The following is a 20,624-nucleotide window of genomic DNA, read 5'->3' as shown; positions in this document are numbered from 1 at the left end:
GGCGTGCGGCGGGCGCGGATTCGGGCGGGATGCAGCGAAACCGGGCTGACGACTGGTTTTGTGAGTGTTCCCAGACACTGTGACGTGAATCACTGGTTTGTTCACTTCGCATTTACTCAACACGCCCGAGTTGTCAACTTGGGCGACACGCCGCGCAATAATTCATACACAGGACAGAAAGTTTATGTACACCCTTTGAACTGGTGGAATGGTCGATATTCGGAAAGTTATACCCAGGTTATCCCCAGATGGTCAACACAGTTGTTCAGCACTATCCACATTCGATCCCCAGGTTCATCCACAGGCTGTGTTGTGACGGGAAACGATTGCGCCTAACGTCCCAGCAGCGTGTCTCCACCGGCAGAAGGGGTGACGCACGGAGGTGCCCGATCGTGGGTGCGCGTGCGGGATTCTTGTCGGTGGCGAGGGGTAGAAATTGTGTCGGTACGTAGTCGTGCGGTAGTCGGCTGCGAGGTTTCGTACGGGGAAAGGACGGTCGACTTCACGTGGCAGTTGTGGACGATCGAGGGCAATCGGACTACTCCTCCGAGCCGCCGCCCAGTGAAGCCCCGGGCGAAGATTTCGGTCGTCAACCCCCGCAGGACATGGCGGCGGAGCAGTCGGTTCTGGGCGGCATGCTCCTCAGCAAGGACGCCATCGCCGACGTGCTCGAGGTGCTCCGTCCCGGCGATTTCTACCGCCCGGCGCATCAGAGCGTGTACGACGCCATTCTCGACCTCTACAGCCGCGGGGAGCCCGCTGACCCGGTGACGGTCTCGGCGGAGCTGGATCGTCGCGGTGACCTGAAGCGGATCGGGGGTCCTCCGTACCTGATCACACTCACGCAGACTGTTCCCACTGCGGCGAACGCCGGTTATTACGCGGAGATCGTGGCCGAGAAGTCGATCCTGCGCAGGCTCGTGCAGGCCGGCACCCGCATCGTGCAGTTCGGGTACGCGGGTTCGGACGGCCAGGACGTCGCCGAGGTCGTGGATCGTGCGCAGGCAGAGGTGTACGAGGTCACCGAGCGTCGTACTTCCGAGGACTTCCTCCCCTTGGAGGAGCTGCTGCAGCCGACGATGGACGAGATCGACTCCATCGCCAGTCGCGGCGGTATCTCCCTCGGTGTGCCCACCGGATTCGCCGAGCTCGACGAAATTACGAACGGTCTTCACCCTGGTCAGATGATCATCGTCGCGGCGAGGCCTGGTGTGGGCAAATCGACCCTGAGTATGGATTTCATGCGGTCGTGCTCGATCAAGCACGGTATGCCCAGTGTCATTTTCTCGCTGGAGATGAGCCGCACCGAGATCGTGATGCGTCTGCTGTCGGCGGAGGCCAAGATCAAGCTCGGTGACATGCGTTCGGGAAAGATGACGGACGACGACTGGACCAAGCTTGCCCGACGGATGAGCGAGATCAGTGAGGCGCCGCTGTTCGTCGACGACTCCCCCAACCTGACGATGATGGAGATTCGCGCCAAAGCTCGGCGTCTGAAGCAGCGCAACGGTCTGAAGTTGATTGTCGTGGACTACCTTCAGCTGATGTCGTCGGGCAAGAAGGTCGAGTCGCGTCAGCAGGAAGTCTCGGACTTCTCCCGTCAGCTCAAACTTCTCGCCAAGGAACTCGAATGCCCGGTGGTTGCCGTGTGTCAGCTCAACCGTGGTCCTGAGCAGCGCACCGACAAGAAGCCGATGGTGTCCGACCTCCGTGAGTCCGGATCGCTCGAGCAGGACGCCGACATGGTGATCCTCCTGCACCGCCCCGACGCCATCGAACGCGACGACCCCCGTGGCGGCGAGGCCGACCTCATTCTGGGTAAGCACCGTAACGGTCCGACGGCGACCATCACAGTGGCTCACCAGCTGCACCTGTCGCGTTTCGTGGACATGGCGAGGGGCTGATCGCCGCGCTGGGTGTTCAGCTGGACGGGCCGTGGTGGCATACGAGCATCTGCGTGGCGCCCCGTTGGAACTCGTAGTCGACGTTCGCTGTGCGGCAGTGAATGTTTCGGTTGCGCAGTTCGTCGAGCAACTCGGCGAGCCGAGGATAGGGCTCCGACGACCCGACCGGGACGAGCGGAAAGATTCGCAGCTCGTGGGACGTGACTCGCATGAGTTCGACGATCGTATCGAGGTGGAACGCGGCGTCGAGGGTGTCCGCGTAGCTGAACAGTAGGTGGGAGCTGAGCACCAGATCGAAGCTGGCATCGCTGAACGGCAACGATGGTAGCCGCCCGGGAACGTACCGGCCGGGGTGCCGTCGTATATCGGCCGAAAACTGTTGCGCAGCGGTGTGTCTGGCGAGTCGGTGTTCGTCGAGTCCAGCGAAGAACGTCCACGCGTAGTGGTCGGCGTGCGCGAGTACGTATGCGTGCCCGCGATCAGTCTCGGACAGTGCAACGGACGCGAGTCCCTCCGGGTCGTCCGCGAAATACGCTACGTCGCAGGCTGTTACGTCGCTGCCGCGGTCGGTTGCCTCGCAGGTGAACCCGGAGGCGCCCGCAGGGCAGTCGAGGATGCGACGGGACAGATCGGAGTCGGTCAGGCCGAACATCGCACGATATTCGTCGAACGATCTGGCGGTCATCACTACGTCGAGGGTCATGGGGTGGTCCTCTCGGGATGGGGGCCACCTCAGGCGTCGACCACGCACGCGACGTACAGGTGAGAATCGTCGGCCGACATGAGGCGGCCGAAGGAGTGCACAGGTCAGGGCCGCGGGTTCAGGGCCGCCACCGAAGCTGTACGAACGTGGTCACCTGATCAGTGAAACACATCAGCCCGTGAAAAGGCCCGACACGGATTGCCCGATACCCGGCCGAATCGGCGGGATCCCGTCGAACAGGCGAAGTATCGGGCAATCCATGCCGCTGCCCAGCCCCTGACCTCTATGCATCGACGGTGGCACGCCCTGACACTCGGGTTGCAATAGCGTCGGCGATGACGTTCACCTCGGCGGCAAGGGTTTCGCGACTCTTGGTTTCGGATTCGTGGAGGAAGGTCGAGGATCCGAGTGTTGCCCCGACGTATTCGACGATGCCGCGTTCGATCTGGATGGCGAAGGCCTGGTCGATGCCGTGGCGCCCGAAGCTGTCGGCGTCGTCGGCTGCAACGGCGACGAGGTGGATGGTGAGTCGACCCAGTTTCTTGACGAACCCGGTGTCGGGGCTGTCGTCGAAGGCCCATCCGTTGATGAACACGCGGTCGATCCAGCCTTTCAGCTGAGCGGGCATGGACCACCAGTACATGGGAAAGACGAGGACGAGGTGGTCCGCGCGGTCGACGCGGGCCTGCTCGGACGCTATATCGGCGTCGAGGGTTCCGGTTCCGCGGAAGAGGTCCAGGTCGGCCCGGGTGAAGCGGGGGTCGAAGTTCTCGGCGGCGAGGTCTGCGAACTCCACCGTGTCGCCCGCGTCGACGAGTGCGTCGATGGTCGAGCGTGCGACGTGGTGGGTGAGGGAGTTCGGGTCGGAATGGGAGACTACGACGAGGCTGCTCACGGAGATCCTTTCGTTGGGCGAAGAACGCTATGTACCAAAGGTAGGTTACTATTGGTACATAGCGCAAGGAGGTGTGTGGATGGCTCGGACCAGGTTGTCGCGTGCCGAAAGGTACGACCAATTGATCGAGGTCTCGTGGGCGCTCGTCCGAGCAGAGGGCGCCGACGCTCTCACCCTCGGTCGGCTCGCGGAACGGGCGGGAGTTGCAAAACCCGTGGTGTACAGCCATTTTGCGTCCAGGGCGGTGCTGCTGGCCGCGCTCTTCCAGGAGTTCGACGACCGTCAGGCGGCCATGCTCGAGGAGTACCTCGACAACGCAGAAGCGACGCTCGACGGCCGTGCCGCGGCAATTGCCAACTCGTACGTCGGGTGCACGCTCGCGCAGGGCCGTGAACTCACCGGAGTACTCGCTGCGCTGGAAGGATCACCGGAGCTCGAGCAGGTCAAACGCGCTGCAGACCAAGCTTATTCGCAGCGGTGCCGCGAAATCCTTGCCCCGTTCGTCCAGTCGTCGACGGGGGTGTCCGTACCCTCGATCACCGCGATCTTCGGCGCGGCAGAGGCGCTGTCTCGCGCGGCCGTGACGGGTGACCTGTCCCCGGATCAGGCCAAGGGCGAATTGGCCGAGACCATCGTCGCCGTCGCCGGCAGGAGCGGGGCCTAGAGCGGGTGGATCCAGCGCTCGACGTGACATGCCGAGAAGCTTGTACTGTTGTCCCGGCGACGCGAACGTGAGGTGAGTGCACGTGAAGTGGAAGAAACGGCCCGGTGGCGCAGGCATTGCTCTGGGCCCGAGCATCCCGATTCTTCGCATGTTCGACAACGCGGCTACGCGGGCGTTCTACATCGGTTATCTGGGTTACGACGTGGAGTGGGAGCACAGGTTCGAGCCCGGGATGCCGTTGTACATGAGGGTTCGTCGCTCCGGTTCGGTGCTCGATCTGTCGGAGCATCATGGAGATGGAACACCGGGGACTGTCGTGTGGATTCCGGTTCAGGACATTCGGGCGTTCCATCGGCAGCTCGACGCCGCCGAGTATCGATCGATGCGGCCGGGTCTGGACACCGATGCGCCGGGTGGGCCGACGGTGACCGTGATCGATCCGTCGTCGAACGTGCTGCGTTTCTGCCAAGTAGAGGACCCGGATGTATACACCAACCGGTGAGACCGTTCACGGGTCGTAGCGTCGACGGCGCTGTTTGCGGGCAGGTACCTCCAGTGTCGGCATCGTTCGTAGCAGAAAACTCTCGAAGTGCGGTGTGGTGAAGACCGATTCGTTTTTCTTCGTGATGTGCAGCAGCCCTTTGTCCACCAACCCCGCCCGTGTTCGCGTGCACTGCGCAACGGTACGTTCGAGGGCTCGTGCGGTGTCGATCTCGGCGGGAGCATCCACGACGGCGCGCAAGTACGCGAGGTCCACGTCGTCGACGCGACCGAGGTTTCGACGGAAGAAGTTCTCGTCGACGAACTTCTCGTATTCGGGAACGGCGTTCTCGATGTCGGCCTCGGTGACGACGTCGGTGTTGCGAGCGTCCCAGACGACGAATCCGAGGGCGTGCAGCAGCGCCGGAAATTTCCCCGTGATCGTCGACGCGGTCAGGACCGCTCCGTCCGTCCACGACCCTCCACTGCGCAGCGTGGCGGCGGCATCGGCGTCGGCGAGAGCACCGAGAACCGGGAATTCGAACAGGCGGTCCGCGCGCGCTCGAACCTCGTCCACTGTCGGTCGGTTCGGCGGCTGCGCGCCCTCCGGTATCTCGTCGACGGGATCGGTGAGCCCTGCACCGACGACCGTGATGGGCAGTTCGCGCAGGTAGCAACGATGGAACGCGTCGATCAGCGCGGAGAGCTGTGCCGAGGTGAGCCGCTGTAGCTCGTCGATCACGAAGACGATGCCTGTGTCGTGGGCACGCGCGGCCTCTCCCAGCACGAGGAGGGTTGCCGTCGTGTCCGCGGACAGCTGCCCGGTGTCGGCTGCCCCGGGCGTCGTCTCGGTCCATTCCGCGGTGAGGGGGCTGCTCGCTCCGAGCACCGAGGCGAACGAGCCGAGTACGCCGGACGCTCTTTTCGCCTCCGAGCCCCAGTGCCCGCGGGCGGATACGGCCAGCAAGGCACTGCGGCATTCGAAGGCCAGTTGTCGTCGGAATCCGTCGTCGTCCCGACGGACCGCATCGATGTCGACGATCGCCCAACGCCTCGACCGCGCGATCGAGACGTACTCGCGGAGCAGTACGGTCTTACCGGTGCCGCGCATGCCGGTGATCAGCTGCGACCGTGCGGTACGACCGCGTTCGAGGCCGTCGAGCAGAGAGATGAACGCCGACCGGTACTTCTCGCGTCCCGCCAGTTCCCTCGGCACCTCGCCCGACTCGGGTGTGTAGGGATTGTTCATAGGAAGAGTTATAGGGGCACTCGGCAGGTAAGTACATCGCTGCGAGAAACTCTGTGACATGCGAGAAAAGTGAGGTACCCCGGCCGCACGGATCGGTAATTGCACACTCCGGCACTTCGGTCTACTCTCGACGGTCTTCAACCCACGGATGGTGGCCGACCGCGCTGTCCCACTGCCGATCGCCGAACGATCGGAACCCGCCATCCCTCACCGCCCACCAGGTTGGGTCCGACGCGGTTTGTCGGACCTCACAGTGCCCTGACCGGAGGTCACGAACATTTTCACGACGGTAGACGCCCGAACCCACGAACCATCGGTCGATGCGAACCTCCCCGGAACACTGCAAGCGTGCTACTCGATCGAGGCGGACAAGTTTGCCTGGTGGGGCACGGGCAGCCCCTCTCAGGATGCCGTCGCGGCCGGACTACCTGCAGGAACGCCGGCGTCGTTGACCATCGCACTGCCCGACGCCGCCTCCCGATCGGTGCAGGCGCTGTCGGTCCCGGTTGCACTGGTGGACGCGCCGGACGCGCTCACTGCGCTCACCACGTGGCGACCGGGAGATCGCGCGAGTCGGTCACTGCGGGTCTGGGCGCGCATAGCAGTGGCGGCTGCGGCTGGTGGGGACGTGGAGGGCCTCGTCTCGTCGCTGCCGATTGCCGGACACGCGGCGGTCGGACTCGACACGACGACGATCTGGTCTGCAGCGTCCACCGTCGACGCGGCGCTGCATCGGCGGGCGGGTGAGCCGACGCTTCTGCGGGCAGAACTTCGGCCGTATCAGCGGGCAGGCGTCGCGTGGATGAACGCAGTGGCAACGAGCGGCGGGGGAATTCTGGCCGACGAGATGGGCCTGGGAAAGACGGTGCAGGCGATCGCCGTCTTCACGCTGCGACGCGATGCGCCGCACCTGGTGGTGTGCCCGACGTCGTTGGTCGGCAACTGGGCTCGGGAGCTGACCAAGTTCGCGCCGGGCATCGAGGTTCACGTTCATCACGGGGCGTCGAGGACGCGGAGCCTCGAGCACGTCGGGCCGGGTTCCGTCGTGATCACCAGCTATCCGACGCTGCGAAGCGATGCGGACATGATCACGGAAGTAGACTGGGACACAGTGGTTCTCGACGAGGCGCAACAGATCAAGAACTCGGATTCGCAACAGGCGCGCGCGGCCAGGAGGCTGCAGGCGCACCTGCGCATCGCGATGACAGGTACTCCGGTGGAGAATCGACTCGACGAACTGTGGTCCCTGATGGCGTTCGCTTCACCCGACGTTCTGGGAGCACGTGCGCGCTTCCGGCGACGGTTCGTCGTCTCCATCGAGCAGAAGCGGTCCGACGCCGCGGCGGGTCGGCTTCGTGAGCTCGTGGGGCCGCACATTCTGCGACGGCGCAAGGTCGATGTCGCACCCGAACTCCCTGCCAAGGTGATGAATTCGGTGGTCTGCACGCTCACCCAGGAGCAGGAGCGACTGTATCGGCGTCACCTCGACAGCTCGTTGACCGAAGGATTCGGGACAGGGATCGGACGCAGGGGACGGATCCTGACGTTGCTCACTCGCCTCAAACAGATCTGCAATCATCCTGAGCTCGTCGACGGTACCGGTGCCGAAATCCAGGGCAGATCAGGCAAACTCGATCGGGTGACGGAGATGCTGTCGGAGATCGTCGACGACGGGCAGGCGGCGCTCGTGTTCACGCAGTATCGCGGGACCGGCGAGTTGTTGTCCCGGCATCTCGGTGACGAGGTCACCGGACATCCGGTGCCGTTCTTGCACGGCGGTCTGTCCACTGCGGCCCGCGAGACGATGGTCGACGAGTTTCAATCGGGCGACGGCCCACCGATTCTGATCCTGAGTCTGCGCGCGGCCGGGTTCGGCCTCAACCTCACTCGTGCGTCGCACGTGGTTCATTTCGATCGGTGGTGGAACCCGGCCGTGGAGAGCCAGGCGAGCGATCGCGCTCACCGAATCGGGCAGACGCAGACCGTCACGGTGCACACACTGCTCACCGAACGAACCCTCGAGCAGTCGATCGACGACATGCACGGACACAAGCGTGACCTCGCGGACATCGCGACCAGCGAAGCGACGCTCGACATCGGTGGCGATCTAGCGAAACTGTCGGACGGTCAGCTTCGCGCGCTGCTCGAGATCGGGGCGGGCCGATGAGTGACGATCTCGGAGTCACCGCGTGGGGGCGTGACTGGGTACGGCTGGCGCAGCCGACGTCCATCACCCGACCGAATCCAGCTCTTCCTCGGGCGCGATCACTGGTCCGAAACGACAAGGTCAGCGACGTCGTGATCTCGGCCGGGTCGATCAGAGCAACCGTGTTCGGGGCGCGTGACCAGCACGTCAGCCTGCATTGTCCCCTCTGGGCGGACGACGCTGCGGAGTCGGCCCGAGCAGCGCTGCGCGGTCTACCCGCCGGCGACGTGCCGGATTCCGTCCACGCCGAATGGTCGAAGGCAGGCATGCCCGTCGGTCCGAGTCGTGACGAGCTGACCGCCGACTGCGACTGCACGAAACGAACCAGTCCCTGTGTGCACGTGCTTGCGGTGTTCTTCGAGATTGCTCGACGCATGGACGAGCGCCCGGTATCGGCGGTCGAGTTGCGCGGGGTGAGTAGCTCGCCCGACGCCGACGCTGCTCGGTTGCCGATCGACGGCCTCGACCCGGCGACCTTCTACGGGTAGGACGGCGCATCTACTCCGGCCACGGGAGAACCGTCAGATGCGGCCAGATCGATGTCCACCGGGCGGCCTTCGACTCGTAGACGTGCCGCATCGGAAGCAGCGGGTTCGGCCTGATCACCCCGGCGAACACGTCGTCGAATCCGTGGGGTGCATACACCGTCGTCGTTCCGTCGTTCTCGCTGCGGGCCCCGAAACAGCAGGTGGTGGACACGAAGTGGTCGATCCCGTCCTCCGTGCTTCGGAACGGCTTCACCGGTGCGCCGAAGCGATCTTCGTACCAGAGATGAACGCGGGCTTGGTTGCGGACCTCGACGTCGACTCCCAGATCGGCGAACAGAGTTTCCGCATGTCGAATGACGCGATCCTCTGATTCGTACGACAGGTCCGTGCCGTCGTAGTAGAGAAAGTCGTAATCGCGTATGCCGGCTCGAGGATCGGAGCCGGCGACGTGGTTCCAGACGGTCTGGAACAGGCCACCTGCCGTCAGATACCAGTCGGTGAGCCCGAGTTCTGGTCCACGCTCCAGGATCTCGACGACCACCGGATTGGTTTCGATTGCCGTCAGAAAGTCGTCACGCCCCATTCGTCCGATCGTGCCACAGCACCCGAGGTCGGGGTCGAGTCGTTCCGAAGGTGTACGGAATGTACATCGCAACGACGATGTGTGACGGCGCCTGCGTTCGTAGGGTGGAGTGCACATCACCGCTTCGACGAAAGGAACGTTCGATGTTGCTGGAACTCAGCGCGCAGGACGACACGGCCACCACGGTTTTCGGCCTCGGTTTCGGGGTTCTGATTCTGATACTTGTCGTCGCGGCGTTCGCGTTGTTCGTCGCCGCCCTGGTCAGCATTCTGCAGTCGAAGAACTACACGACCGCGGGCAAAGCGATCTGGGTCCTGATCGTGCTGGCGTTCCCGTTTCTGGGGACGATCGTGTGGTTCGTCTGGGGTCGCGGTTCGAGTTTCACGACCGACCGTCCGCGGTAGAACGCATGGACTGCGCCGACGTGGCGTGCGACGCTGGTCTCATGCGTACGGGGCGGATCGCAGGGCGAGTCGTGTTGGTCGGCGCCGTGGCGGCAGGGTTGGCGACCGGCATCACTCCCCCCGTCGCGCAGGCTTGCACGTGTGCCTACGGCCTTTCTCAGGTGAGCGACCGTGTTCGACAGCACTCGTCTCCCGACGGCGCGGTCTTCGTCGGGGTGGCGACCGATGTCCGCGACGACGGCAGCACACTCACCTACGACGTTCGGGTCAGCGAGATCTACGACGGTGACGTGGAGGCCGACGCCGTGGTGTCGACGGCCGCGGAGTCGGCCGCGTGTGGCTCGACGCTGGCGGTCGGTGACGAGTACATCTTCTTCGCCCAACGCGGTGAGTCGTCGCGGGATCGTTTGCAGGTCAACAGCTGTTCGGCCACGGCGCCGACGACCGATCGTACGACGCTCGATGCTGCCGAGCGCTCCTACGGCACTCCCACCGTGCTGGAGGCCGATTCCCCTCCGATCGGGGCGACGCTGTGGCTCGGGGTCGCCGGCGTGGTCAGCGTGGCCGTTGCCTTCGGCGGGGTTCTTCTGCTGGGTAGGCGTCGATCCTGACCTTCGGTGGGGCGGGAGTGGAGCCTGCGGAATGACCTTCGGTGGGGCGGGAGTGGAGGATGAAGTGGAAGAGAGAGGGATGTGATGACGCGATTCGGTGTTGTGCTGAGGCCGGAACTGCCGCCGGAGACCATCGTCGACGCGGCGCGTGCGGCCGACGAGGCCGGGGTGGACGAGATCTGGCTGTGGGAGGACTGTTTCTTCTCCGGGGGAATTTCCATGGCCGCAACTGTTCTCGCGGTGACGCCGCGGTTGAACGTCGGGATCGGAGTTTTGCCCACCCCTCTGCGGAACGTCGCGGCCACGGCGATGGAGGTCGCTGCTCTGGCTCGGCTGTACCCGGGACGGACGCGGGTCGGGTTGGGTCACGGTGTGCAGGATTGGATGGGGCAGGTGGGGGCGCGAGTGCAGTCCCCGCTGACTCTTCTTCGCGAGCAGATGACGGCACTGACGAGTCTGCTGGCTGGTGAGACGGTCGACGTTCGGGGCCGTTACGTCTCGTTGGACAACGTCCGCTTGGATTGGCCACCGGCGGAGCCTCCGCCGCTTCTGGTCGGTGCGACGGGCCCCAAAACCCTTGCTGTGAGCGGCGAGACGAGCCGCGGGACGATACTGACCAGCTCCACCACGCCGCAGCAGGTCCGCGACGCGATCGGCCACATCGGTGGTGGGCCGGGCCACGACATCGTCGTGTACGTGTCGGACCTGGTGGACGACCTCGACGAGTACACAGAGGCTGGTGCGACCACCTTGGTACTGGAACCAGGTCCGCAGACAACCGATCTGGCCGGCGTGTTCCAGCGCGCCGTCCACCTCGCGTCCGGTGGACCTCCCCGGTGACGAGTGTCGACGTGCAGAACGCAACAGTGCGGAACGTTCACCTCGACTTCGATCTTAGTATCGGCTTCGACGACGGTTCGGCGGTGGCGTTCAGTCAGCTCGACATCGGTGGCACACGGTTCGACGAGGACAACCAGTTCGAGGGGCTGCGTGCACTGACATCCCTGCTCACCACTCGGTGCACGATGTCCGAGTTGGCTGCGGACGGCACGCTGACACTGCGGTTCGACGACGGAACTGCCGTCACCGCAGCTCCCCGGGAGGAAGTCGAGTCCTGGGAGTACACCGCGCCGGACGGTGCGACGGTGCTGTGCCTCCCCGGAGGCATCATCGAGACGCTGGACGCGCCTGAAACGTCAGCCGCGACTGCGTCACCGACCGGTTCACCGGCAATCGGCTCGACCGTCGTACGGATTTCCTCCGGTGAGCACGGTGGGATTCAATTCTCGGACGGCACGCTGCTGGCGACGAACGTGGATCTGGAGTCGGCCTATCTGGTTCTGCGCGAAAGCGTCGTTCGGGTCGGGCGAGGCATCGAGCTGTCCTCGGGTCATGTTCTCTGACATCGGAGTACTCGGGTAGGCCGGCTCCGAGTCCTCAGGGTCGAACGATGAGCTGATCCGCGTGTCGGGTGACGTGACGATGGAAGCGCGCGACGGGAGCTGTCGGTCGGCGTCGGCCTGTCGCCAGCCCGACCGATCGAGTGCGGTCACCGGTCAAGGGAACGGTCGTCACTCCGGCGGCGGCGACCTCCGGCTTCGGTAGAAGCGCGATCCCGAGCCCGGCTCGTACGAGTGCCTCGATGGTGTCGATCTCACTGATCTCGAAGGGAACCCGCGGGACGAATCCGGCTTCCGCGCACCACGTGTCGAGCAGGGTGCGCAGCTGGAACGACGGCGGGCTGGCCACGAAGGCTTCGTCGGCGAGATCCTCGACCGCGAGTGCCCGACGAGACGCCAACGGGTGTGTGGCCGCTACGTGGACGAAGATCTGCTGGCTGCCCAGGACCGTCACGTCCAGGTCGTCGGGCGGAGGAATCATGACGGCGAGGTCCAATCGGCCGTCGCGAATCATGTCCGCGAGGGCTTCGCCGTGTGCTTGCACCAGTCGAACCCTGACGCGGGGAGCGAGTGCATGAAAGTCCGTCAGAAGGGCGGCCACCGAACGCGATCCGAGCGTCAGGGGGAATCCGAACCCGACGACTCCGCTGTCCGGATCGGCGTCGGACCGCACCGCGGCGACAGCGTCGTCGAGTTCCCGCATCACGTGGTGGGTGCGGTCGAACAACTCCCGGCCCGACGCGGTCAGATCGACCCCGCGACCCACCGGTTGGATCAGCGCCAACCCGAGGATGCGCTCGAGGCTGTGCACCCGCCTGCTGACCGAGGATTGGGGCACGTCGAGCCGGGCGGCCGCGCGGGTGACGTGGCCTTCCGCGGCGACGGCGTCGAAGGCGGCGAGCAGAGGCGCTACGGACTCCGGGCGGTCGAACGAGTAGTCATCCATTTCCGGATGATAATTGCTCGAACATCTCATTGGACGGAACGGTCTCGTCGCCGCCAGCATTGACGGCATGACTTCACATGCGGAAATCCTGGACGTCGCGCTCGTCGGCGGCGGCGTCATGTCCACGACCCTCGGAACGCTGATCCAGAAGGTGCTGCCGGACAGGTCGATCGCGTTGTTCGAGCGACTCGACCGGCTGGCCGGCGAGAGCTCGGGTCCGTGGAACAACGCGGGTACCGGTCACGCAGGTCTGTGCGAACTCAACTACATGCCCGACGCCGACGACTCGTCCCGGACCGAGCAAATCGCACGGCAGTTCGCGGTGTCGAGGGCATTCTGGGACTCGCTGACGCGGAGCGGTGACCTCGATCCGTCGTTCCTGAACGCAGTGCCTCACATGGACGTGGTGTTCGGCGATGCCGATGTGGACTACCTGCGACGCAGATGGGAGACGCTGAAGTCGAACCCCCTGTTCCAGGGTATGGAGTATTCCGAGGATCGTGATCGAATTTGCGGCTGGGCGCCGTTGCTCGTCGACGGTCGCGCGCCGGGCGAGCGGATCGCGGCGACGTGGGACGCCGGTGGTACCGACATCGATTTCGGCGCACTCACCGAATCGCTCGGCCGGACGATGGAGGCGAGCGGGTGCTTGATCCGCACCGGCCACGAGGTGACGCGTCTGCGCCGCACGTCGGACGGTCTGTGGCATCTATCGGGTCGAGTCCGATCGACCGGGCGGGTGTTCGAGGTTCGCGCGCGGTTCGTGTTCGTCGGAGCCGGCGGGTACGCACTGCGTCTGTTGCAGAAGGCTCGTGTTCCCGAAATCCGCGGGTACGGGGTATTTCCCTTCGGCGCCGAGTTCTTGTACACCGATGCCCCGGAGGTCGTCGCGCGGCACGGCGTGAAGGTCTACGGCAGACCGTCGCTCGGTGCGCCTCCGATGTCGTTGCCGCACTTGGACAGAAGGCATGTCGACGGCACGACGTCGCTCATGTTCGGGCCGTACGCGACCTTCAGCACCCGCCTGTTGAAACACGGTCGCCTCCGCGATCTCTTCGGTACCGTCCGTCTTCGAAACCTGCCCGTTCTGTTGTCGGTCGGTATCGGCAACCTCCCCCTCGTCCGTTATCTCGTCGGGCAGGTTCTGGCGTCGTCGAAGCGCAAGTTCGCCGAACTCGAAACGTTCTACCCCGCTGCCGACCCCGCGCAGTGGCGTCTGATTCAGGCCGGTCAACGAGCTCAGCTGATCAAGCCGCGCAGCAGATTTCGCGGTGATCTGATGTTCGGCACGGACATCGTCACCGGCAGGGACGGATCGATCGCGGGCCTGCTCGGTGCCTCGCCCGGTGCATCGGTCGCGCCTTCAGCGATGATCGAGGTGTTGACGAGATGTTTCGCCGACGATCGTTCCGAGTGGCAGCCACGGCTCGACGCATTGCTGGCTGCTGCCGGCTCACGCCATGGCGCACTTCAGGAACAATCCGACAGGTATGGTTTTCGGTGACGAGTGTCGTTGTCGGTCGGGGATGAGGTGGTGGAAGCGGTGAAGAATGTTGTCGCGCCTGGGCTGGTGCTGGTCGCTGTGGCTGCGATCGGTGGGTGCGCCGCGCCGCAGCCGGGCGACCCCAGTTGCAGCGACGCGGTGGCGTCGGATCTGCGTGTGACGGGAGAGGCCGCTCCCGAGTGGGCCGACGAGTGGCTGTCGCAGGCGGGTGGGGCGCTCGGCGGGGGCTGGGTGGACCCTGAGGGTGACGTCTTCGCGCGGGTCTACTCCTGTGTCGGCTTGGACCCCATCGCATTCCGGGAGATCACCGGTACGGGAAAGAAGGCGGAGCAGCGTGATGTTCGGGTGGGCGTCACCGACTACCTGTATCGCGCCGGTGATGTGAGCACCCCCGACGGTCGGTACTCGGTCGACATCGCGGTGTCGAGGTCGGAGCCGGGCCCAGTTCGGTTCGGTGTCGCGTTCTCGCCGCTTCAGACAGAGCGGACGCACATCGACGTCTACTCCGGGGCCTTCGTCGTGCAGCAGATGCGCGAGTCCGGCATCCTGTGACCCCGCTCGTCAGAGTGGCACCGGAGACGGCGCCGTATCGGCAAGTGCGGCAATGAGATCCCTCTGAATGTCCGTCGGGGGTATGGACGAGTCGACCACCGCGGATACGGGAAGTTTCAGTCTGCGCTGCGCTTCGGTGCGGAACACCAGCCCGGTCTTCGGAGTGCTCTCGGCCGTGCTCGCGTAGATGATGGACCAGCATTCGGGGTGGTTGAGCAACTCCGCGCTTGCCGTGTGGTCCATGGCGACGGGTGGGCCGAAGGCCAGGCGTCGACCACTTCTTTTCATGGCTCCTTCGATCACCCGATGCAGCAGGATCTGCTCGCTGCGCTTGGGGAGGAGCAGTGGGTACCGAGCGAGCTGCTCGAGTCGCGGATCCGGCCCGGATGCCAGTGGGTGACTGTCGGCGAGTACGACGACGAGGTTCTCCTTCCACAGCTCGGTGACCTCGAGACCGGAGCGCTCGACGTTGCCTCGGATCAAGGCCACCTGGCAGTCGCCCGACGTGACGGCTTCGATCTGTTCGGCGAATCGTTTCAGGACGAAGTCGATCTCGGCTTCCGGATGCCGCTCGCGCACTTGGACGATCGCGGCGATTGCGTTGGCTGCGAACGTCATGTTGCCGGTCAGGCGCAGCTGATTCCGGCGCCTGGCCGTCAACGCGAGCGCGGACTGCTCGAGCTCGACCATGTGCCGTGCGATGGACATCAATTGTGTTCCGACAACGGTCAATCGGACCGAGCGCGACGACCGTTCGAACAGTGACTCGCCCATCTCGCGTTCCAGTTTGCCGATCTGGAGGCTGATCGCCGACTGCGAGACATAGCACCGCTCGGCGGCGCGCGAGAAGCTCAGCTCCTCGCCCACGGCGAGGAAGTACTTCAGTTGCCGAAGTTCCACAGCGCTCCATTCATGAGTTTTACTCATCGATACTATTCCAAATTTCCCGTTGATAGACCACTGGCCGGGGCGTTTCATGGAGTGTGGTTGCTCGATTGGAAAGGAAAACCAGTGGATACGTACGAGGTCGTCATCGTGGGATCGGGATTCGGAGCGTTGGCTGCGGCCAAGTCTCTGGGCAAGGCCGGCGTGAAGTTCTCGCTCGTCTCCAGCACGACGGAGCACCTGTTCCAACCGCTTCTCTACCAGGCAGCGACCGGCATGCTGTCGACCGGCGAGATCGCTCCACCCGTCCGGCGCATCCTCGCCCGTTACGAATCGGCCGATGTCCGGCTCGGCAAGGTCGTCGACGTCGACCCCGAGTTGCACCAGGTCACCTACATCGGCGCGGGCGGTAGCCACACCATCGGGTACGGCCGATTGATCGTCGCGACGGGCGCGACGCAGGCGTACTTCGGACGCGACGAGTTCAAGGACCGCACGTTCGCTCTCAAGACCGTCGACGACGCCGTCGCTCTGCGTGAGCAGATCCTGCGCTGCTACGAGACTGCGCACCACACCTCCGACCAGGAGGCGAGAAAGGAGCTGCTCAGTTTCGTCGTGGTCGGTGCCGGTGCCACCGGTGTGGAATTGGCCGGGCAGATCAGGGATCTCGCTCAGCGGTACTTCGCCGGATCCTTCCCGGACATCCATCCGGACGACGTGACGGTGACACTCGTCGACGGCGTCAAGGACGTGCTGCCTGCGTTCGGCGGCAAGCTCAGTACCTACGCCCGCGCCAAGTTGGAGAAGTCGGGCGTCGAGGTGGTCACCGGGGCCATGGTCACCGACATCGTCGACGACACGGTCACGGTTCAGGATGTGGACTCGAAAACGTCGCGGACCATCGCCGCCAAGACCGTCATCTGGTCGGCCGGCGTGCAGGCCAGCGATCTGGCGGCCACGCTCGCCGAACGCACCGGCTGCGAGACCGACCGTGCCGGCAGGCTTCTCGTCCACGACGACCTGACCGTCGGTACGGCGAAGGACATCTACGCCATCGGCGACGTGACCTCGTTGAACGGTCTGCCCGGTCAGTCGCCCGTGGCAATGCAGCAGGGCCGCCACGTTGCCAAGGTCATCACCGGAAAGGCGGACGCCGGAACCCCGTTCGCGTACACCGACAAGGGAAGCATGTCGATCGTCGGCCGGTTCAGCGCAGTGGTGCGGTTGTTCGGGAAGGTCGACATGTCGGGTCCCATCGCGTGGGTCATGTGGTTGGCGGTGCACCTGATGTACATGGTGGGCTTCCGCAACCGCTACGTGGCCGTGGTGTCGTGGATGAGCTCGTACATCGGAGACAAGCGCCCGCATTTTCAGTACACGGACAGATCCGCCGTACTCACGCAGGCGAAACAGCACGAGGACCGCGAAGCAGCCTAGGAGCAAGGCCGATTGTTTTCACTGCACTGCGTAGAGGGTGTTGCCGTCGATGTCGTCGAACTCGAACATCGGCGGCAGCCCCTCCCAGAGGAGAAGCTCGTTCACCTTCGCCCCGTGCCCGACGAGGTGGGCGTGCAGGGCTCTGGCGTCCGCTGTCACCAACCGCACGCCGGTATCGCGGCCCGCGGAGAATCCCGGGTACTCCGTCAGTAGCGCGATCTCGATACCGGGAGCGCTCATCTGCACCCAACGCGATCCGAGTTCCTCGATCACACGGTCCGCGGACTTCGTCAAACCCAGTGCAACGGAGTAGAACTCGATTGCACGGTCTTGGTCGGCGACGGGTATCGCCACCATTCTCACTCCGGTGACATGTGCCTCGGTCATGGTTACCTCCAAGGTCTATGTTTGTCCTTGCGCAGAGGTGGACTCGACGGCGCGATGGAAATCATCGCGGTGCACGAAAGGACTGTGAATCCGCCTCGGTTTCACAGCCGACGTAACTGTTTGTCCAGATAGGCACGGGTCGGAGGGTCTGCGGTGAGGGAGATGGCTTTCTCGTAGGCGGATCGGGCGGAGTCGACGTTACCCAGCTGAGCCTGCAGGTGAGCGCGCGCCGCCCATGCGGGCTGGAATCGCTCGGTTCCGTTCGTTCGATCGAGCAGACGGAGTGCAGCGAGGGCGCCGTCGGTTTCTGCGGTGACGACGGCGAGCGCAACGGCGCTGCCGACTGTCGGTGCCGATGTCTGTAGTGCGGAATACAATTCGCGCAACGCGGTCCAGTCCGTTCGGCCGGTCTTTCGGCGACCACAGTGCACGGCAGAGGCAGCTGCTTCCAGTTGGAAACGCCCGAGTGCACTGGAGCCTGCGGCCACCAGGCGGTGTGCCGCGACGAGATGCTGCTCCCCGCGATGCAACAGGTCTGCGTCCCACAGGTGAAAGTCCTGCTCGGCCAACGGAACCAGTACCCCGTCTCGGCAGCGTGCCGGCATCCGAGCGGCGGACAGTCCGATCGATGCGGCAAGCCCGTGCGCCTCCGCGTCCTCCGGCAACACTGCACACAGTGTCTCGGCGAGGTGCATCGCCTCACCGATCATGTTTTCTCGCACTTCGGATCCCGAGGCGTTCCAGTCGATCGCGAACGCGCCGTACACGGCTTCACGAATCGCGTCGACCCGTGCCGGCAGGGCACTCCGATCGGGTAGTTCGAACGGGATGTGCGCATCCCGGATGCGCTTCTTCGCTCGGCCCAGGCGTGCCGCCATCGTCGAGGCGGGTAGCGCGAACGCCTGCGCGATGTCCTTGGCCGTGAACCCCAGCACGACGTCGAGCATCAGCGGTGTCCTGACCGCACGGTCGACGTCGGGGTGGGCACACACGGCCATCAGCTCGAGCCGCTTGTCCGGCAGTGCATCGACATCGATGTCGTCGAGACGCGATTCGGCGTGGACCACGGGATCGAGCGCTACCGAGGTTCGATGTGCCGCCGATTTCCAGACGTCCCGACGCTTGTTCCTGGCGGCGGTGAGGAGCCAGGCGTCGGGATCGGTGGGCACGCCGTCGCGTGGCCAGGTGGTCAGCGCCCGTTCCAGGGCGTCGGCGAGGGCATCTTCGGCGGCGACGATGTTGCCGTCCGCGGATGCGAGGAGGGCAAGGAGCCGGCCGTACGACGTGCGCACCGCATGTTCGGCCGACTCCTGCACTGCACTCATCGGTCGGCCTCAGGTCCAGGCGCCGTCGACGAACGAGGTGGCGGCCGCTCGAACTTCCAGCACTCCGTACTGCGCACCGGGGCACCGTTCGGCCCACATGAGCGCGGCGTCCTCGTCGGGTACCTCGATCACGAAGACACCGCCGACGCCTTCCTTCGTATCCGCGAAGGGGCCGTCCTGAACCTGCAGTTCGCCGGTGCGCAGAGACAGCGTTCTGGCGGACGAGCTGGACGTCAGAACCTCCGCGGCGATGAGCACACCGGCGGACTCGAGTGCGCGGCCGTACGCTCCGAACGCCTCCTGCATCTGGGCGATCGTCTCCTGGTCGAGGACGCCCTCCTCGGGCTCGGCATTGTTGAGGATCAGGGTGTAGCGCATGTGTCTCTCCTAGCGTCGATGTCCATTTTGTACCGGATCTTCGTGGTTGTACGTAGACATGACGATCGAGGGTTGTCGAAATCGACACGTCCCGAGAATTCGCACGCTCGCGGTCACCATCGGAAGAATCGGACCGCGGCGATGCTGCCGAGCACGATCGCCACGGCTGGACCGACGAGATGTGCAGGATCGATGGGTTCTCCTTGCCACGCTGCGCCCAACGACGTCACTGCGGCGCCGAACGGCAGGTACTCGCCGACGGTCGCGAGCACACCCGGGAGGTTCTGGGTGGGACCGAACATGCCCCCGGTGGCCCCCATGGCGAAGAACGCCACGAGTCCGATCGCGACCGACGCGTTGGGGGTCGGCGAGATCGCCGCCACGACCACTCCGACGGAGTACATCGCGGCAGCCGCGAGCCCGAACACGGCCACACCGGCTGTCGGATCCAGCGGTGGATTCATGCCGAAGACCGCCACCGCGACCGTCAGCGCGAGCGCGACACCGATCAGAGTTTGCGCGACGCTGACGACGACCTGCGCAACCAGTACCAGCGCCGGGTTCACCGGTGTGACGGCCAGAGACTTCAGCACCCCGGTTTTGCGGTAGTAGGCCAGGAAGCTCGGCATGTTGACCGCGCCGACCAGTGCAACGACGACCACGAGAGACAGTGGGACGACGTGGACGTCGAATGCCGTCAAGCCGCCAGGTAGATCCACGCCGGATGTACCGAGCCCGTTCATCGTCAGGATCAGCAGCGGCATTCCGAGGGGAACGATCAAGCCGGAGGTGTCTCGGGCGACCATTCTTGCTTCGGCGGCCACCAGAGCAGTTGCCGCCCGCGTGGTCACGACGCACGTCCGATCAGGGACAGGAACGCGTCGTCGAGTGTCGCCGGCGACCGGGTCGGACCGGCACGAGAGATCAACTCACCCACCGTGCACGCGGCGACCACCGTCCCGGCGTCGAGCAGCACGACGCGATCGCACAGTCGCTCGACCTCCTCCATCGAATGGCTGACGAGCAGTATCGACACACCCTCGCCGCGGAGTGTTTCCACTTTCCTCCAGAGCAGGCGTCTGCCTTCGGGATCGAGGCCGGTGGAGAGTTCGTCGAGCAGTACGACGCGGGGTCGGCCGATCAAGGCGAGCGCGACCGACAGCCTCTGCTGCTGTCCGCCCGACAGATTCTCGAACCGCACGTCGACGCTGTCGTCGAGCGCGACCGCCCTCAGCAACTTACCAGGGTCCTCGGTGTGCCGATGGAACGAGGCGTGGAGCCGGAAGAGCTCCGACACCGTCAGCGACCCGTGCACTGCGGGCGTCTGCAGTTGCACTCCGAGAAGCGAACGGACATCCGCACGGTTCGCGATCGGGTCCAGGCCCTGGACGCGCACCGTCCCGGCGTCGGGTCGATGTAGGCCCGCAATGGTCTCCACGACGGTCGACTTGCCTGCACCGTTCCGGCCGATGAGGCCCACGATCTCTCCTGCTCCGACCGTGAGATCGACTCCGTTCACCACACGCTTCGACCGATAGCTCCGGTGCAGGTTTCGTACTTCGATTGCAAGCATCGTTCCTCCTTGTCGGTGCGAAAGATCCATCTGTGACGCTAGATTCGCGT

23 protein-coding genes are annotated in these 20,624 nt (G+C 64.8%); 12 read left to right on the top strand and 11 right to left on the bottom strand.

Going from position 1 to position 20,624, the window contains the following annotated elements:
- The first annotated feature begins 506 nt into the window (after positions 1–506).
- Entirely contained in the window at positions 507–1,904 is a 1,398-nt protein-coding gene (gene dnaB / locus CH289_RS08590) for a replicative DNA helicase (protein WP_027498586.1), read from the top strand.
- A 16-nt stretch (positions 1,905–1,920) separates the two neighbouring features.
- Here dnaB and CH289_RS08585 read toward each other — a convergent pair whose 3' ends face one another.
- The gene (locus tag CH289_RS08585) at positions 1,921–2,607 is read right to left on the bottom strand and encodes a methyltransferase domain-containing protein (RefSeq protein ID WP_020110427.1); all 687 of its coding nucleotides are present in this window, start codon (positions 2,605–2,607) and stop codon (positions 1,921–1,923) included.
- Positions 2,608–2,890: 283 nt separating this feature from the next.
- The gene (locus CH289_RS08580; RefSeq protein WP_019665166.1) at positions 2,891–3,502 is read right to left on the bottom strand and encodes an NAD(P)H-dependent oxidoreductase; all 612 of its coding nucleotides are present in this window, start codon (positions 3,500–3,502) and stop codon (positions 2,891–2,893) included.
- A gap of 79 nt (positions 3,503–3,581) precedes the next feature.
- Here CH289_RS08580 and CH289_RS08575 point away from each other — a divergent pair, with 79 nt between their 5' ends.
- Entirely contained in the window at positions 3,582–4,166 is a 585-nt protein-coding gene (locus tag CH289_RS08575; protein WP_094727770.1) for a TetR/AcrR family transcriptional regulator, read from the top strand.
- An 82-nt stretch (positions 4,167–4,248) separates the two neighbouring features.
- Positions 4,249–4,668, top strand: a complete 420-nt coding sequence (locus tag CH289_RS08570; RefSeq protein WP_256977087.1) for a glyoxalase superfamily protein — start codon at positions 4,249–4,251, stop codon at positions 4,666–4,668.
- 6 nt (positions 4,669–4,674) lie between these two features.
- Here CH289_RS08570 and CH289_RS08565 read toward each other — a convergent pair whose 3' ends face one another.
- Entirely contained in the window at positions 4,675–5,895 is a 1,221-nt protein-coding gene (locus CH289_RS08565) for an ATP-binding protein (protein ID WP_094727768.1), read from the bottom strand.
- A 448-nt stretch (positions 5,896–6,343) separates the two neighbouring features.
- Between CH289_RS08565 and CH289_RS08560 the strand changes: the two genes are divergently transcribed.
- Both CH289_RS08560 and CH289_RS08555 read left to right on the top strand, forming a co-directional pair.
- A complete protein-coding gene (locus tag CH289_RS08560) occupies positions 6,344–8,062 on the top strand; it encodes a DEAD/DEAH box helicase (RefSeq protein WP_256977086.1) in 1,719 nt (572 codons plus the stop codon).
- Positions 8,059–8,589, top strand: coding sequence for an SWIM zinc finger family protein (locus CH289_RS08555; RefSeq protein WP_094727766.1), 531 nt, complete (start codon positions 8,059–8,061; stop codon positions 8,587–8,589). The genes CH289_RS08560 and CH289_RS08555 overlap by 4 nt, the downstream gene beginning before the upstream one ends.
- 10 nt (positions 8,590–8,599) lie before the next feature.
- Here the strand turns inward: CH289_RS08555 and CH289_RS08550 are convergent, their stop codons facing one another.
- Positions 8,600–9,172, bottom strand: a complete 573-nt coding sequence (locus tag CH289_RS08550; RefSeq protein ID WP_019665172.1) for a nucleotidyltransferase family protein — start codon at positions 9,170–9,172, stop codon at positions 8,600–8,602.
- A gap of 143 nt (positions 9,173–9,315) precedes the next feature.
- Here CH289_RS08550 and CH289_RS08545 point away from each other — a divergent pair, with 143 nt between their 5' ends.
- From CH289_RS08545 to CH289_RS08530, 4 genes are all read left to right on the top strand, one after another.
- Positions 9,316–9,576: a PLD nuclease N-terminal domain-containing protein gene (locus CH289_RS08545; RefSeq protein WP_019665173.1), complete on the top strand. Its 261-nt coding sequence runs from the start codon at positions 9,316–9,318 to the stop codon at positions 9,574–9,576.
- A gap of 41 nt (positions 9,577–9,617) precedes the next feature.
- Positions 9,618–10,187 (top strand): hypothetical protein, encoded by a 570-nt coding sequence (locus tag CH289_RS08540; RefSeq protein ID WP_256977085.1) that lies wholly within the window; start codon positions 9,618–9,620, stop codon positions 10,185–10,187.
- An 84-nt stretch (positions 10,188–10,271) separates the two neighbouring features.
- Positions 10,272–11,027: an LLM class flavin-dependent oxidoreductase gene (locus CH289_RS08535; RefSeq protein ID WP_094655055.1), complete on the top strand. Its 756-nt coding sequence runs from the start codon at positions 10,272–10,274 to the stop codon at positions 11,025–11,027.
- Positions 11,024–11,590, top strand: a complete 567-nt coding sequence (locus CH289_RS08530; RefSeq protein WP_037159172.1) for a DUF6188 family protein — start codon at positions 11,024–11,026, stop codon at positions 11,588–11,590. Before CH289_RS08535 ends, CH289_RS08530 begins: the two co-directional genes overlap by 4 nt.
- 34 nt (positions 11,591–11,624) lie before the next feature.
- Here CH289_RS08530 and CH289_RS08525 read toward each other — a convergent pair whose 3' ends face one another.
- Complete coding sequence (locus CH289_RS08525; RefSeq protein ID WP_094727764.1) at positions 11,625–12,533, bottom strand: LysR family transcriptional regulator; 909 nt, start codon at positions 12,531–12,533, stop codon at positions 11,625–11,627.
- A 67-nt stretch (positions 12,534–12,600) separates the two neighbouring features.
- On the opposite strand from CH289_RS08525, the gene mqo reads away from it, so the two are divergent.
- Both mqo and CH289_RS08515 read left to right on the top strand, forming a co-directional pair.
- Positions 12,601–14,037, top strand: a complete 1,437-nt coding sequence (mqo, locus tag CH289_RS08520; protein ID WP_256977084.1) for a malate dehydrogenase (quinone) — start codon at positions 12,601–12,603, stop codon at positions 14,035–14,037.
- A gap of 39 nt (positions 14,038–14,076) precedes the next feature.
- Positions 14,077–14,589 (top strand): hypothetical protein, encoded by a 513-nt coding sequence (locus CH289_RS08515; RefSeq protein ID WP_256977083.1) that lies wholly within the window; start codon positions 14,077–14,079, stop codon positions 14,587–14,589.
- A 9-nt stretch (positions 14,590–14,598) separates the two neighbouring features.
- Here CH289_RS08515 and CH289_RS08510 read toward each other — a convergent pair whose 3' ends face one another.
- Positions 14,599–15,516, bottom strand: coding sequence for a LysR family transcriptional regulator (locus CH289_RS08510; protein ID WP_255182892.1), 918 nt, complete (start codon positions 15,514–15,516; stop codon positions 14,599–14,601).
- Between the two features lie 84 nt (positions 15,517–15,600).
- On the opposite strand from CH289_RS08510, the gene CH289_RS08505 reads away from it, so the two are divergent.
- Positions 15,601–16,911, top strand: a complete 1,311-nt coding sequence (locus tag CH289_RS08505) for an NAD(P)/FAD-dependent oxidoreductase (RefSeq protein ID WP_033190265.1) — start codon at positions 15,601–15,603, stop codon at positions 16,909–16,911.
- An 18-nt stretch (positions 16,912–16,929) separates the two neighbouring features.
- Here the strand turns inward: CH289_RS08505 and CH289_RS08500 are convergent, their stop codons facing one another.
- From CH289_RS08500 to CH289_RS08480, 5 genes are all read right to left on the bottom strand, one after another.
- A complete protein-coding gene (locus CH289_RS08500; RefSeq protein WP_037185386.1) occupies positions 16,930–17,298 on the bottom strand; it encodes a VOC family protein in 369 nt (122 codons plus the stop codon).
- Positions 17,299–17,399: 101 nt separating this feature from the next.
- Positions 17,400–18,623, bottom strand: coding sequence for an RNA polymerase sigma factor (locus CH289_RS08495; RefSeq protein ID WP_094727761.1), 1,224 nt, complete (start codon positions 18,621–18,623; stop codon positions 17,400–17,402).
- Positions 18,624–18,632: 9 nt separating this feature from the next.
- Positions 18,633–19,001, bottom strand: coding sequence for a YciI family protein (locus CH289_RS08490; protein ID WP_037183917.1), 369 nt, complete (start codon positions 18,999–19,001; stop codon positions 18,633–18,635).
- A gap of 113 nt (positions 19,002–19,114) precedes the next feature.
- On the bottom strand, positions 19,115–19,852 hold the full coding sequence (locus CH289_RS08485) for an ABC transporter permease (protein ID WP_094727760.1): 738 nt from the start codon (positions 19,850–19,852) through the stop codon (positions 19,115–19,117).
- A complete protein-coding gene (locus CH289_RS08480) occupies positions 19,849–20,574 on the bottom strand; it encodes an ABC transporter ATP-binding protein (protein ID WP_094727772.1) in 726 nt (241 codons plus the stop codon). Before CH289_RS08480 ends, CH289_RS08485 begins: the two co-directional genes overlap by 4 nt.
- Between the last annotated feature and the right edge of the window lie 50 nt (positions 20,575–20,624).

This window comes from Rhodococcus sp. RS1C4, assembly GCF_002258225.1.
Lineage (GTDB): Bacteria > Actinomycetota > Actinomycetes > Mycobacteriales > Mycobacteriaceae > Rhodococcoides > Rhodococcoides fascians_E.
Note: the sequence above shows the minus strand (reverse complement) of the source record. Positions and strands in the feature narration are given on the sequence as shown.